This window comes from Streptomyces incarnatus, from assembly GCF_001027185.1.
Taxonomy (GTDB): domain Bacteria; phylum Actinomycetota; class Actinomycetes; order Streptomycetales; family Streptomycetaceae; genus Streptomyces; species Streptomyces puniciscabiei.
Window position 1 is genome coordinate 6820390 of record NZ_CP011497.1, and the last position, 14469, is coordinate 6834858.

General features: G+C 68.8%; 13 protein-coding genes. 11 read left to right on the forward strand and 2 right to left on the reverse strand.

Annotated features, from left to right (window positions below; all coding sequences use genetic code 11):
* Window positions 1-142: 142 nt before the first annotated feature.
* From ABB07_RS30865 to ABB07_RS30875, 3 genes are all read left to right on the forward strand, one after another.
* Window positions 143-1705, forward strand: coding sequence for a site-2 protease family protein (locus ABB07_RS30865; RefSeq protein WP_208901795.1), 1563 nt, complete (start codon window positions 143-145; stop codon window positions 1703-1705).
* 38 nt (window positions 1706-1743) lie between these two features.
* Window positions 1744-2646 (forward strand): tRNA (adenine-N1)-methyltransferase, encoded by a 903-nt coding sequence (locus ABB07_RS30870; RefSeq protein WP_030608343.1) that lies wholly within the window; start codon window positions 1744-1746, stop codon window positions 2644-2646.
* A gap of 241 nt (window positions 2647-2887) precedes the next feature.
* Window positions 2888-3469, forward strand: a complete 582-nt coding sequence (locus ABB07_RS30875; RefSeq protein ID WP_208901796.1) for a hypothetical protein — start codon at window positions 2888-2890, stop codon at window positions 3467-3469.
* A 73-nt stretch (window positions 3470-3542) separates the two neighbouring features.
* Here the strand turns inward: ABB07_RS30875 and ABB07_RS30880 are convergent, their stop codons facing one another.
* Complete coding sequence (locus ABB07_RS30880; RefSeq protein ID WP_208901797.1) at window positions 3543-3845, reverse strand: ferredoxin; 303 nt, start codon at window positions 3843-3845, stop codon at window positions 3543-3545.
* Window positions 3846-4367: 522 nt separating this feature from the next.
* Between ABB07_RS30880 and arc the strand changes: the two genes are divergently transcribed.
* The 6 genes from arc (at window position 4368) to prcA (ending at window position 10515) form a co-directional block, all read left to right on the forward strand.
* The gene (gene arc, locus ABB07_RS30885) at window positions 4368-6134 is read left to right on the forward strand and encodes a proteasome ATPase (protein WP_055705750.1); all 1767 of its coding nucleotides are present in this window, start codon (window positions 4368-4370) and stop codon (window positions 6132-6134) included.
* 233 nt (window positions 6135-6367) lie between these two features.
* The gene (dop, locus tag ABB07_RS30890; RefSeq protein WP_341845904.1) at window positions 6368-7879 is read left to right on the forward strand and encodes a depupylase/deamidase Dop; all 1512 of its coding nucleotides are present in this window, start codon (window positions 6368-6370) and stop codon (window positions 7877-7879) included.
* A gap of 172 nt (window positions 7880-8051) precedes the next feature.
* Complete coding sequence (locus ABB07_RS30895; protein WP_153544461.1) at window positions 8052-8270, forward strand: ubiquitin-like protein Pup; 219 nt, start codon at window positions 8052-8054, stop codon at window positions 8268-8270.
* Between the two features lie 39 nt (window positions 8271-8309).
* A complete protein-coding gene (locus ABB07_RS30900) occupies window positions 8310-8903 on the forward strand; it encodes an endonuclease VII domain-containing protein (protein WP_244189566.1) in 594 nt (197 codons plus the stop codon).
* Entirely contained in the window at window positions 8855-9700 is an 846-nt protein-coding gene (gene prcB / locus ABB07_RS30905; protein WP_208901798.1) for a proteasome subunit beta, read from the forward strand. Before ABB07_RS30900 ends, prcB begins: the two co-directional genes overlap by 49 nt.
* A 62-nt stretch (window positions 9701-9762) precedes the next feature.
* Window positions 9763-10515, forward strand: a complete 753-nt coding sequence (gene prcA / locus ABB07_RS30910) for a proteasome subunit alpha (protein ID WP_208901799.1) — start codon at window positions 9763-9765, stop codon at window positions 10513-10515.
* Window positions 10516-10601: 86 nt separating this feature from the next.
* Here prcA and ABB07_RS30915 read toward each other — a convergent pair whose 3' ends face one another.
* Entirely contained in the window at window positions 10602-11618 is a 1017-nt protein-coding gene (locus ABB07_RS30915) for a LacI family DNA-binding transcriptional regulator (protein ID WP_208901800.1), read from the reverse strand.
* A gap of 94 nt (window positions 11619-11712) precedes the next feature.
* Here ABB07_RS30915 and ABB07_RS30920 point away from each other — a divergent pair, with 94 nt between their 5' ends.
* Entirely contained in the window at window positions 11713-12972 is a 1260-nt protein-coding gene (locus ABB07_RS30920) for an MFS transporter (protein ID WP_208901801.1), read from the forward strand.
* Between the two features lie 9 nt (window positions 12973-12981).
* Complete coding sequence (pafA, locus tag ABB07_RS30925; protein ID WP_055709514.1) at window positions 12982-14343, forward strand: Pup--protein ligase; 1362 nt, start codon at window positions 12982-12984, stop codon at window positions 14341-14343.
* Window positions 14344-14469: the final 126 nt, after the last annotated feature.

Consider the following 14469-nt stretch of genomic DNA (forward strand, 5'->3'; position numbering starts at 1 on the left):
AGCCGCCGCCCGCGACCGGCCACGCGACCGTGCGGCGAACACAAGGGGTGCCGGGGCGGAACGCGTCACCAAGGCCGCATACCATCGACCACAGACCCTTCCGTCCGCCAGGTACGGAAGACGCTTCGAACGAGGGGACACCGTGGACGTGAGCGGCGGGAGCGGGCAGCCGCGGTCCGGCAACGACAAGCCGGCCGAGCACCCCGCGGGTCCAACGGCCCCGACGACCGACCCCACCCACCCCACCGGCCCGGAGCCCCATCCCGGCACACCCACCGCGACACCCCAGGACACCGACGACACCGGCGCCGGCACCTCGGACACCACCCCCACCGACGCCGGGCCGGGCGGCACCAGCGCCCCGACCGGCGACACCGGCCGCACCGACACCCCCGGCGCCGAAACGGCCAGCCCACCCCAGACCCCCGGCACCCCCGCCCCACCCGAGACCACTCCGGCCGGCACCGGCGCCCAGCACGGCACCCACCCCGAGCACCGCTCCCTCGCCCACTCCGGAATCGCCAAGGGCGAGCCGCTCCAGCCCAGGCCCAAAGAGCCCGGCGGCGGCATCCTCATGGGCCGCCCCTTCGGCGTGCCGGTGTACGTCGCACCGAGCTGGTTCCTCGTCGCCGCGCTCATCACCTGGGTCTTCGGCGGCCAGCTCGACCGCGTGCTGCCCGAGCTGGGCGCCGCCCGCTACCTGGTCTCCCTCTTCTTCGCCGTCGCCTTCTACGCCTCCGTACTGGTCCACGAGCTCGCCCACACCGTCGCCGCGATCCGCTTCAAGCTCCCGGTCCGCCGCATCCAGCTGCAGTTCTTCGGCGGCGTCTCCGAGATCGAGAAGGAGGCCGAGACCCCCGGCCGCGAGTTCGTCCTGGCCTTCGTCGGCCCCCTGCTCTCCCTCGTCCTGGCCGGCCTGTTCTACCTCGCCATGAAACCCGTCGAGCCCGGCACCGTACCCGGCGTCCTCCTGGCCGGCCTGATGATCTCCAACCTGATCGTGGCGATCTTCAACCTCCTGCCCGGCCTGCCCCTCGACGGCGGCCGCATGCTCCGCGCCGTCGTCTGGGCCATCACCGGCAAACCCATGAGCGGCACCATCGCCGCCGCCTGGGTCGGCCGCGCCCTCGCCGTCGCCGTCCTGATCGGCCTGCCCCTGCTCAACCAGTCCGGCGCCCTCGGCGGCAGCAGCGAGGACACCGGCGGCATGGACACCGTCACCGACGCCCTGCTCGCCGCCATCCTCGCCGCCATCATCTGGACCGGCGCCGGCAACAGCCTGCGCATGGCCCGCCTGCGCGAACACCTCCCCGAACTGCGCGCCCGCACCCTCACCCGGCGCGCCGTACCCGTCGAGACCGACACCCCGCTGTCCGAGGCACTGCGCCGCGCCAACGCCGCCGGCGCCCGCGCCCTGGTCGTCGTCGACGCCCACGGCAACCCCCTCTCCCTGGTCCGCGAGTCCGCCATCGTCGGCGTACCCGAGCACCGCCGCCCCTGGGTCGCCGTCAGCGGCCTCGCCCAGGAACTCACCGACGGCATGCGCGTCTCCGCCGAGCTCGCCGGAGAAGAACTCCTCGACGTCCTGCGCGCCACCCCCGCCACCGAATACCTGGTCGTCGAGGAGACCGGCGAGATCTACGGCGTCCTGTCCGCGGCAGACGTCGAGCGGGCCTTCGTCAAGGCCATGGCCCGACCCAGCTAGTGGTCGGTGACCCGCCCGGCTGCCGGTAGTCTGGTCACATGTCCGAACCGACCGGTGCCGCCCGCAGGCGCGGGCCCTTCAAGGTCGGGGACCAGGTACAGCTGACCGACCCCAAGGGCCGCCACTACACGTTCACGCTCGAAGCCGGGAAGAACTTCCACACCCACAAGGGTTCCTTCCCGCACGACGAACTGATCGGCGCTCCCGAGGGCAGCGTTGTCCGCACCACCGGCAACGTCGCCTACCTCGCGTTGCGCCCCCTGCTCCCCGACTACGTCCTGTCCATGCCCCGCGGGGCAGCCGTCGTCTACCCCAAGGACGCGGGGCAGATCCTCGCCTTCGCCGACATCTTCCCCGGCGCACGCGTCGTCGAGGCCGGCGTCGGCTCCGGCTCGCTCAGCAGCTTCCTGCTGCGCGCCATCGGCGACCAGGGCATGCTGCACTCCTACGAGCGCCGCGAGGACTTCGCCGAGATCGCCAAGCAGAACGTGGAACGCTACTTCGGCGGCCCCCACCCCGCCTGGCAGCTCACCGTCGGCGACCTCCAGGACAACCTCTCCGACACCGACGTCGACCGCGTCATCCTCGACATGCTCGCCCCCTGGGAATGCCTCGAGGCCGTCTCCAAGGCACTCGTCCCCGGCGGCATCCTCTGCTGCTACGTCGCCACCACCACCCAGCTCGCCCGGACCGTGGAGTCCATCCGGGAGATCGGCTGCTTCAACGAGCCGACCGCCTGGGAGACCATGATCCGCAACTGGCACATCGAAGGCCTGGCCGTCCGCCCCGACCACCGCATGATCGGCCACACCGGCTTCCTGCTCACCGCCCGCCGCCTCGCCGACGGCGTCGAGCCGCCCATGCGCCGCCGCCGCCCCGCCAAGGGCGCCTACGGCGAGGACTACGCCGGACCCAACGCCGACGGCGGCGCCGGCCGCTGACCCACCCGCACACAGCACAACGCACAGGCGCCGTGCCGCAGTTCCCGCACGCCCACGGGAACTGCGGCACGGCGCCCGCACGTTGACACGGCACCAGGGGATCCCGCCCCCACGGCGCGCGAACCCGCCCCACACGCGAGCCCGCCCACAGCAATCCCGACCCCGCCGTTCCCCCGCACTGTGACGTGTGGCACCATGCTGGCCACCCCCACCGGCACAGCCCTCACAGGAGACACTCCTAGTGCAGCAATCCGCCGTTCCGGAGCTCGCCCACACCCACACCCGGCCCATCCACTGGGTCGCCACCGCCACAGCCGTCGCCGGCGTCGTGGCCCTCTCCTCCGTCGTACAGCCCGGATCGGCCACCGCCGCCCAGACCCACACCGACACACGCGGCCCGTCCACCCCCGCGGCCCTCGCACCACCCAGCACCACCGGCGTCGACTTCCCCCTGCAATGCGGACCCGTGAAAGCCGTCGTCGCCAAGAAAGCCACCGCAGACCTCGACGGCGACGGCCGACCCGAAACCGTCGCAGTCGTCCACTGCGACTCCGCCATGGGCACACCCCCCGACGGGGTCTACGTCCTCACCCGCACCCCCGACAGCGACACCCCCCGCATCGTCGCCACCCTCGTCGACCCCAAGGACCGGCTCACCGTCACCGACTTCACCCTGCACGCGGGCACCGTCGGCGCGACCCTCCTCGGCTACTCCTCCGACGCCGTCCCCAACTGCTGCCCCGACCTGAAAACCCCGACCACATGGCACTGGAACGGCAACGCGTTCATCCGCTCCACCCCCACCGACACCCACAGCGTCTGACCCGGCGCAGCGCCCGCCCCGGAGCCCGGCCGGTGACCCGGAGCCCGGCCGGTGACCCGGGACCCGGCCGGACTCACCCCGCGTCGGGCCCGTACACCTCGACCCTGTCCGAAACCCGGCGCACATGAATGCACTCGCCCGGACACTCCCGCGCCGAGTCCACCACATCCGCCAGCAGCGGCAACGGCACCGGCACCGTCGCACCCACCGCCTGCAGCAGCTCCTCGTCCGCACCCTTCACATACGCCAGCCCGTCGACGTCCAGCTCGAACACCTCAGGGGCGTACTGGGCGCAGATCCCATCACCGGTACACAGATCCTGGTCGATCCAGACCTCCAGCGCCTCCCCGCCCGGGGCCTCCTGCTGCACGGTCACCTCTCCTGCCGTCGAATACGCCGGGCGGAACCGGCACACCCAGGGCCAGCCGCGTCCGCACCAGCGGCCGTTGAACACCCCCGACCCTACCCCCGCCCCGAAACCAGCCACGTTCCACCGCCACCGGGTTTCCACCCCCACCCCCTCGGGTAGCAGCGCCTGCCAGGGCACACACCACACCGGCCATGAAACCCACCACTTCAAGCCAGGCCGGCCGTGACACCCTCCGCCCCGACCGTCGCTCTGCGTGATAACCGCGCGAGCGCCCACAGGGCTGCCCACCCCCACACCCACCCGCCCCGCAACGGACAACTCCGGCCACTCCCGAAGGGTTTTGACCACCCGATGCCCGGAACAACCTGCTTCCGCATCACGTTGAGTGGGTATCCCCTCCGTGCGAGGGAGAGCGCAACGGGTGACCGACGACACACCTTGACAGTCTCTGTGATCTAGGGGTTTCAATCGACACCCACCCAGGTAGGGTCTGGAAGCGTCCAGCTCCCCTTGGAGGAGGTGAGGACCGTGGCAGCCCACGACGACGACATGAACCGCGGCATCCGCCCGGGACGAGGGTCCGACGACCCGGCCGGGCAGATCGCCTACCTTGAGCAGGAGATCGCCGTCCTGCGACGCAAGCTCGCCGACTCTCCGCGACACACGAGGATTCTCGAAGAGCGGATCGTCGAGCTGCAGACCAACCTGGCCGGCGTGTCCGCCCAGAACGAACGGCTGGCCAACACCCTCCGCGAGGCCCGCGACCAGATCGTGGCCCTCAAGGAAGAGGTCGACCGGCTCGCCCAGCCGCCCGCCGGCTTCGGCGTCTTCCTGCAGGCCAACGAGGACGGCACCGCCGACATCTTCACCGGAGGCCGCAAACTCCGGGTGAACGTCAGCCCCAGCGTCGACCTCGACGACCTCAGGCGCGGCCAGGAAGTCATGCTCAACGAAGCGCTCAACGTGGTCGAAGCCATGGAGTTCGAGCGCGTCGGCGACATCGTCACCCTCAAGGAAATCCTCGAGGACGGCGAGCGCGCCCTCGTACTGGGGCACACCGACGAGGAACGGGTGGTACGGCTCGCCGAGCCGCTGCTGGACGTCACCATCCGCCCCGGCGACGCCCTCCTGCTCGAACCCCGCTCCGGCTACGTCTACGAGGTCGTCCCCAAGAGCGAGGTCGAAGAACTCGTCCTCGAAGAGGTCCCCGACATCGGCTACGACCAGATCGGCGGACTCGGCAACCAGATCGAAGCCATCCGCGACGCGGTCGAGCTCCCGTACCTCTACCCCGACCTCTTCAAGGAGCACGAGCTGCGCCCACCCAAGGGCGTCCTGCTCTACGGCCCCCCCGGCTGCGGCAAGACACTCATCGCCAAGGCCGTCGCGAACTCACTCGCCAAGAAGGTCGCCGAGGTCACCGGCCAGGCCGCCGGCAAGAGCTTCTTCCTCAACATCAAGGGCCCCGAGCTCCTCAACAAGTACGTCGGCGAGACCGAGCGGCAGATCCGCCTCGTCTTCCAGCGTGCCCGCGAGAAGGCCAGCGAGGGCACCCCCGTCATCGTCTTCTTCGACGAGATGGAATCCCTCTTCCGCACCCGAGGCTCCGGCGTCAGCTCCGACGTGGAAAACACCATCGTCCCCCAGCTGCTCGCCGAGATCGACGGCGTGGAAGGCCTGCAGAACGTGGTCGTCATCGGCGCCTCCAACCGCGAGGACATGATCGACCCCGCCATCCTGCGCCCCGGCCGACTCGACGTGAAGATCAAGATCGAGCGCCCCGACGCCGAGGCCGCCAAGGACATCTTCGGCAAGTACCTCACCGAACGCCTCCCGCTGCACGCCGACGACCTCGGCGAACACGGCGGCGACAAGGCCACCACCGTCCAGAGCATGATCCAGACGGCGGTCGAGCAGATGTACGCCGAATCCGAGGAGAACCGCTTCCTGGAAGTCACCTACGCCAACGGCGACAAGGAAGTCCTCTACTTCAAGGACTTCAACTCAGGCGCCATGATCGAAAACATCGTCGGCCGCGCCAAGAAAATGGCCATCAAGGACTTCCTCGAAAAGAACCAGAAGGGCCTCCGCGTCTCCCACCTCCTCCAGGCCTGCGTGGACGAGTTCAAGGAGAACGAAGACCTCCCCAACACCACCAACCCCGACGACTGGGCCCGCATCTCCGGAAAGAAGGGCGAACGGATCGTCTACATCCGTACCCTCATCACCGGAAAGCAGGGCGCGGACACCGGACGCTCCATCGACACGGTGGCGAACACCGGTCAGTACCTGTAACGGCAGGGCGGCTGCGGGTGCCCTCACCGGGTACCCGCAGCCCTCGCGTTTTTCAGGCCACGACCGGAGCAGCCAATGACGCAAATGATCTCCCCACCAGCGCAAAGGCGTTCTAGGCTCGTTCCTACCGCCGAGTCGCGCAGTGCGGGGACGGGCACCGCACACGCACCGGAGCGCCAGCGGTACGTGAGCGGCGCCCACGACCGAGGGTGCCGCCGGGCAAGGAGGGCCGCATGACCGTACGGCGAGTAATGGGCATCGAGACGGAGTACGGAATCTCCGTCCCCGGCCACCCCAACGCCAATGCCATGCTCACCTCGTCCCAGATCGTCAACGCCTACGCGGCGGCGATGCACCGGGCCCGCCGGGCCCGCTGGGACTTCGAGGAAGAAAACCCGCTACGGGACGCGCGAGGCTTCGACCTCGCCCGGGAGGCCGCCGACGCCAGCCAGCTCACCGACGAGGACATCGGCCTCGCCAACGTCATCCTCACCAACGGCGCACGGCTCTACGTCGACCACGCCCACCCCGAATACAGCGCCCCCGAAGTCACCAACCCCCGCGACGCCGTCCTCTGGGACAAGGCCGGCGAACGCATCATGGCCGAAGCCGCCGAACGAGCCGCCCAGCTCCCCGGCGCCCAGCCCATCCACCTCTACAAGAACAACACCGACAACAAGGGCGCCAGCTACGGCACACACGAGAACTACCTGATGAAGCGGGAAACCCCCTTCTCGGACATCGTGCGCCACCTCACCCCCTTCTTCGTCTCCCGCCAGGTCTTCGCCGGCGCCGGCCGCGTCGGCATCGGCCAGGACGGCCACGAACACGGCTTCCAGATCAGCCAGCGCGCCGACTACTTCGAAGTCGAGGTGGGCCTGGAGACCACCCTCAAGCGCCCCATCATCAACACCCGGGACGAACCCCACGCGGACGCGGAAAAATACCGCCGCCTCCACGTGATCATCGGCGACGCCAACCTCTCCGAGATCTCCACCTACCTCAAGCTCGGCACGACCTCCCTCGTCCTGGCCATGATCGAGGACGGCTTCATCGCCGTGGACCTCGCCGTCGACCAGCCCGTACGCACCCTCCACCAGGTCTCCCACGACCCCTCCCTGAAGCGCCTGGTCACCCTGCGCAGCGGTAGGACCCTGACCGCGGTACAGCTCCAGATGGAGTACTACGAGCTCTCCCGCAAATACGTCGAGGAACGCTACGGCGCCGACGCCGACGAACAGACCAAGGACATCCTCACCCGCTGGGAGGACACCCTCACGCGCCTCGAGAACGACCCGATGAGCCTGGCCGGCGAGCTGGACTGGGTCGCCAAGCGCGAGCTCATGGAGGGCTACCGCCGCCGCGACAACCTCGACTGGGACGCCGCCCGCCTCCACCTCGTCGACCTCCAGTACGCCGACGTACGCGCCGAGAAGGGCCTCTACAACCGCCTGGCCGCCCGCGGCCGCATGAAGCGGCTCCTGGACGAGGCGGACGTCGAACAGGCCATGAGGAAGCCGCCTGAGGACACACGGGCCTACTTCCGCGGCCGCTGCCTGGAGCAGTACGCCGACGACGTCGCCGCGGCCAGCTGGGACTCGGTCATCTTCGACCTCCCCGGCCGGGACTCCCTCCAGCGCGTTCCAACCCTGGAACCGCTACGCGGAACGCGAAATCACGTCAAGGAGCTACTGGACCGCTGTCGCACCGCAGAAGACCTGGTCAGGGTCCTGTCAGGCGGCTGAGCGGGCCAGGGGGGTACCCGGTGCGGCCCCGGCGGGCAGGGTGGAAACCCGGCCCGCCGGGAATCATCGGGGTGGCCCCCGTACGTTGGAGAAACTGCGGGGCCGATGTCGGACCCGGCTTGTAGGGTCTGATCATCACCGATCGGCAGGCGAACTGAGCGGGGTGAGGGTTATGGCAACCAAGGACACCGGCGGCGGCCAGCAGAAGGCGACGCGGGCCACCGAGGAGGTCGAGGAGCAGGCGCAGGACGCGCAGGCTTCGGAGGACCTCAAGGAGCGGCACGAGAAGCTGAGCGACGACGTGGACTCCGTCCTGGATGAAATCGACGATGTCCTCGAGGAGAACGCCGAGGATTTCGTGCGCTCATTCGTTCAGAAGGGTGGAGAGTAGCTTTTTCCTTCGAATCGAAGGTGGCTGCTGGGGGCGGAGTTGGGAAGCGAAGAAGGCGTGAAGCGCTGCTCGCGGTGCAAGCAGCACAAGCCGCGGGCAGCGTTCGCGCGAAACAAGGCCATGCGTGACGGGCTGCAGGCCTACTGCAGGGAATGCTGGGCGGAGTACCACCAGTCCAGGCAGCTGGCAAAGGGTAAGAACATCAGGCCGCGTGTGGCGACGCCCGAAGGCCACAAGTTCTGTCGGAGCTGCGGGGAGGTCAAGCCGCACAGCGAATGGCATCGCAACGCGACCGCTTCCGATGGGCCGTCGACACGCTGCAGGGCATGCCGCGCTGCGCTCGGACGAGAGGACCATCTGAGGCGCAAGTACGGCCTCACCAAAGCCGAACGCGACGCGCTGATCGCTTCCCAAGGTGGCGTCTGCTGCATATGTCTTGCGGCTCCGCCCGCACATGTGGATCACTGCCATGAGACGGGTAGGGTCCGTGGCGTACTGTGCTTCAGCTGCAACGCCGCACTGGGGCAGTTCAAGGATCAGCCCGAGGTCATAAGGCGGGCTGCTGCATACGTGGAAGGAAACGCGTGGAAGCCAACACTCGTAGCACCGGGCGTCTACCAGCTGCCTTCCTGACGCCAGGGTCCTCCTCCTTCATGGACTTCCTCTCCGAGCACCAGCCCGAGCTGCTGCCCGGGAACCGGCAGCTGCCGCCCACCCAGGGGGTGATCGAGGCGCCGCACGGCACCACGATCGTGGCCGTGACGTTCCCCGGGGGCGTCGTGCTGGCCGGTGACCGTCGGGCCACCATGGGCAATGTCATCGCTCAGCGGGACATCGAGAAGGTGTTCCCGGCGGACGAGTACTCCGCCGTCGGCATCGCCGGCACCGCCGGTCTCGCCGTGGAGATGGTGAAGCTCTTCCAGCTGGAGCTGGAGCACTTCGAGAAGGTCGAGGGTGCTCAGCTGTCGCTGGAGGGCAAGGCGAACCGGCTGTCGACGATGATTCGCTCGAACCTCGGCATGGCCATGCAGGGGCTGGCGGTCGTCCCGCTCTTCGCGGGGTACGACCTGGACCGGGAGAAGGGCCGCATCTTCTCCTACGACGTCACGGGTGGCCGCAGCGAGGAGACCAACTTCGCGGCGACGGGCTCGGGCTCGATCTTCGCGCGTGGCTCGTTGAAGAAGTTGTTCCGTGACGACCTGAGCGAGGAGCAGGCGACCACGCTGGTGGTCCAGGCCCTCTATGACGCGGCTGACGACGACTCGGCGACCGGTGGTCCCGATGTCGCCCGCCGGATCTACCCGATCATCACCGTGATCACCGAGGACGGTTTCCGCCGGCTGACGGAGGAGGAGTCCTCCGAGATCGCTCGTGCGGTGCTGCAGAAGCGGCTGGAGGAGCCGGACGGTCCGAAGGCCGCCCTGCTCTGAGCGCGGGCCCCGGTTCTTATCAAGGTGATCCAGTGATCATGACAGAAAGGGACGGATAACCGGTGTCGACGCCGTTCTATGTCTCCCCCCAGCAGGCCATGGCCGACCGTGCGGAGTACGCCCGGAAGGGCATCGCGCGGGGCCGGAGCCTTGTGGTGCTGCAGTATGCCGACGGCATCGTGTTCGTAGGTGAGAACCCGTCCCGTGCGCTGCACAAGTTCAGCGAGATCTACGACCGGATCGGTTTCGCGGCCGCCGGTAAGTACAACGAGTACGAGAACCTGCGCATCGGCGGTGTCCGGTACGCCGACCTGCGCGGTTACACCTATGACCGTGATGATGTGACCGCTCGTGGTCTCGCCAACGTCTACGCCCAGACGCTCGGCACGATCTTCTCCTCGGCGGCGGAGAAGCCGTACGAGGTGGAGCTGGTCGTGGCGGAGGTGGGGGAGACGCCGGAGGGTGACCAGATCTACCGGCTGCCGCATGACGGGTCGATCGTGGACGAGCACGGCTCGGTCGCGGTGGGTGGTAATGCGGAGCAGATCAGCAGTTTCCTGGATCAGCGTCACCGGGACGGGATGTCGCTGGCGGAGGCTCTGAAGCTGGCCGTGCAGGCGCTGTCCCGTGACACGAACGGCAGTGAGCGGGAGATTCCGGCGGAGCGCCTCGAGGTGGCGGTGCTGGATCGTACGCGTCCGCAGAAGCGCAAGTTCAAGCGGATCGTCGGGCGTCAGCTGTCGCGTCTGCTGGCGGCGGACGGTGCGGCCACCGAGGCGGAGAGCTCGGAGGAGGACGGCTCCGAGGAGGAGTGACCCGCTGCCCTGTTTGCCTGCTGTCGTGTGCCCCGGCCGTTCTCCTGGCCGGGGCACACGGCGTTCCAGGGACCGCGCGACCCCGTCTAGGCGGCCCGTGGCGGTGCCGTGGAGGCGCGGACGACCAGCTGGACCGGGATGTCTCCGCTCTGCGGTTCGCGGCCTTCCAGGACGGCGAGGAGGGCGTGCATGCCGTGTTCGCCGAAGAGTTCGGCGTCGAGTCGTACGGTGGTCAGTTCGGGGTCGATGGCGGTGGCGAGGCCGAGGTCGTCGACGCCGGTGACGGAGATGTCGTCGGGGATGCGCAGGCCGAGGCGGCGCAGGGCCTTGTAGGCGCCGGCGGCGAGTTTGTCGTCGTCGCAGACGATTGCGGTGGGCCGGGGTCCGGGCGCGGTGAGTGCGGCCTCGGTGGCGGTGAGGGCGCCTTCGATGGAGATGGGTGCCCGGGCCGTACGTACGTGGGTGCCCGGTACGGCGGCGAGGCGTGCCGCCAGTTCTCGTGCGCGTACGTCGAAGGTCCAGGAGGGCACGTCGGCGGCGAGGTGCAGGATGTGGCGGTGGCCGAGGCCCAGCAGGTGTTCGGTGACTTGGCGGATGCCGTCGGTGATGTCCAGGTTCACGGTGGCGGCGCCGAGGCTGCCTTCGGGGTCGCTGTCGAGCATGACGAGGGGTAGTTGGTCGCCGTGGATGGCGGTGAGGGCGTCGGCGGCCATGGAGGAGGCGATGACGCCGTCGAGGGCGGTCTGGGCGGAGGCGAAGGGGTCGCGGGCGGGGCCGATTCCCTCGGGGGAGGGGTAGAGGACGACGCCGAAGCCGTTCTGTGCCGCTACGCGCGCCGCGCCGGTGTAGACGCCGGCGAAGAACTCCGTGGTCAGTGCGGGTACCACGAGGAGGACGGTGCGGGTATGGCCGAGGCGGAGGTTGCGGGCGGCGAGGTTGGGGCGGTAGCCGAGTTCGCGTGCGGCGTGGCGGACTCGTTCGGCGGTGGTTTCGGAGACCCGTCCGCGCCATTTGTCGCCGAGGACGAGGGAGACGGCGGCTTGGGAGACTCCGGCCGCCTGGGCGACGTCCCGGCTGGTCGGGCGCGTGCTGCTGCGTGCCACCGTGGGCCTGCCTCTTCGTGTGGACGTGTGAACAGGGCACATGGTACGTATGAGCAGGGACGTTATACGTAAAACTTGAGGCTGGAGGGCGCACATGGCCACGGGTTATCTGGAGATACTCCGGGCGCGGCATGCGCTGCGGCTGCTGACCGGCACCCTGGTGGGCCGGCTGCCGAACGCGACCGCCGCGATCGCCCTGGTGCTGTTCGTCCGCGCCGAGGGCGGTACCTACAGCCTCGCCGGTGCCCTCGCCGCCGTCTACGGCGTTGCCAACGCGGTGGGCCAGCCGGTGCTGGGGCGGCTCGTGGATCTGCACGGTCAGCCGCGTGTCCAGTTGCCGGCGGCGGTCCTGGCGGCCCTGTCGATGGCGGTGTTCGCCTTCTCCGGCACCGATCCGCTGCCGCTGGCGTACGCGGCCGTGGCGGCCGCCGGTCTGTTCACTCCGCCGCTGGAGGGCGGCCTGCGTGCGCTGTGGCCGTCGGTGCTGGGCCGTGAGGAGCAGGTGCACACGGCGTACGCCATGGACGCGATCGCGCAGGAGATCATGTTCACGGTGGGGCCGCTGCTGGTGACGTTGTGCGTGTCCGTGTGGGACGAGCGTGCCGCGCTGCTGGTGCTGAACCTGCTGGGTGTGCTGGGTGCGCTGTCCGTGGTGGTGTCGCCGCCCTCGCGCGCGTGGCGGTCGGCGCCACGTGAGGCGCACTGGCTGGGTGCGCTGCGCTCGCCGGGCCTGCTGGTGCTGCTGGGTGCCTTCCTGTTCGTGGGGATCGCGCTGGGTTCGATCACGGTGGCGTCGGTGTCGTACGCCGACGGTCATGGCGGTGACGCGGTGTACGGCTGGATGATGGCGGGGCTGGGTCTGGGCGCGCTGGTGGGTGGCACGGTGTACGGGGCCCGTCGGTGGGCGGGTTCGCCGGAGCGGCGACTGCGGGTGCTGGTGGCTCTTCTGGCGGTGTGTTACCTGCCGCTGATGCTGGTGCCGGGCGCGGTGGCGATGGTGCTGCTCACGGTGGTCTCGGGGGTGTTCCTCGCGCCGTGCATCGCCTGTGCGTTCATCATCGTGGACCGGCATGCGCCGGGCGGGACGGTCACCGAGGCGTTCTCCTGGCTCGTGACGACGTTCACGGTGGGTGCGTCGGTGGGTACGGGGGTTGCGGGGCCGGTGGTGCAGGCCGGTGGCACGGTGTGGGGGTTCGCGGTGCCGGGGGCGGCGGGGGCGGTGTCGTTGCTGGTGTTGCTGGCCACGGGGAGGGTCCTCGCAGCTCCCGCGCGGGGCGGGGTCGTTGCGTGTTCACCGGAAAATGATCCAAATCGTGCTGTCGAACCCCGTTTCAGCTCGGGGGATCGGGCGTAATGTTCAGTCATGGACCGCCGCATTTTCGGGCTGGAGAACGAGTACGGTGTCACGTGCACGTTCAGGGGACAGCGGCGCCTGTCTCCTGACGAGGTGGCGCGGTACCTCTTCCGCCGTGTCGTGTCATGGGGCCGCAGCAGCAATGTCTTTCTGCGAAACGGCGCCCGGCTCTATCTCGACGTGGGCTCACATCCGGAATACGCGACCCCCGAATGTGACAACGTGATCGAACTGGTCACCCACGACAAGGCCGGCGAGCGCATTCTCGAAGGACTCCTGGTGGACGCGGAGCGACGCCTGCACGAGGAGGGAATCGCGGGCGACGTCTACCTGTTCAAGAACAACACCGACTCGGCGGGCAACTCCTACGGCTGCCATGAGAACTATCTGGTGGCGCGGCACGGGGAGTTCTCGCGGCTCGCGGACATCCTGATTCCGTTCCTGGTGACCCGGCAGCTGCTGTGCGGGGCGGGGAAGGTGCTGCAGACGCCGCGTGGTGCGGTGTACTGCGTGAGTCAGCGTGCGGAGCACATCTGGGAGGGTGTGTCCTCGGCGACGACCCGTTCGAGGCCGATCATCAACACGCGTGACGAGCCGCACGCGGACGCCGAGCGGTACCGCCGGCTGCATGTGATCGTCGGTGACTCGAACATGTCCGAGACGACGATGCTGCTGAAGGTCGGTGCCACGGATCTGGTGCTGCGCATGATCGAGGCGGGCACCGTGATGCGTGACCTGACGCTGGAGAACCCGATCCGGGCGATCCGTGAGGTCAGCCATGACATCACGGGGCGGCGCAAGGTGCGGCTGGCCAGCGGCCGGGAGGCCTCCGCGCTGGAGGTGCAGCGGGAGTACTTCGACAAGGCCGTGGACTTCTGCGACCGGCGTGGGATCCGTACGGGCACGGTCGCGCAGGTCCTGGAGCTGTGGGGCCGTACGCTGGACGCGATCGAGACCGAGGAACTGGACCGGATCGCCACCGAGATCGACTGGGTGATGAAGTACAAGCTCATCGAGCGGTACCGGGCCAAGAACAACATGACGATGTCGCATCCGCGGGTCGCGCAGATAGACCTCGCGTACCACGACATCCATCGTCGTCGGGGTCTGTACTACCTGCTGGAGAAGAAGGGTCAGGCGGCCCGGGTCTGCAACGACTTGAAGATCTTCGAGGGCAAGTCCGTTCCGCCGCAGACCACTCGGGCGCGGCTGCGCGGTGACTTCATCCGGCGGGCGCAGGAGCAGCGCAGGGACTTCACGGTCGACTGGGTGCATCTGAAGCTCAATGACCAGGCGCAGCGCACGGTGTTGTGCAAGGACCCGTTCCGTTCGGTGGACGACCGGGTGGAGAAGCTGATCGCCGGAATGTGACGAAAGGCAGGCGAGTAGAGCGTTTCGGGCGCGTCATGCCGGAACGCCACACGGGCGTCGTACGTTTCCCGTACGGCGCCCTTCTCGCGTCGTAGAGTTGCGCGCACGTCATCCGCAAGATCGATC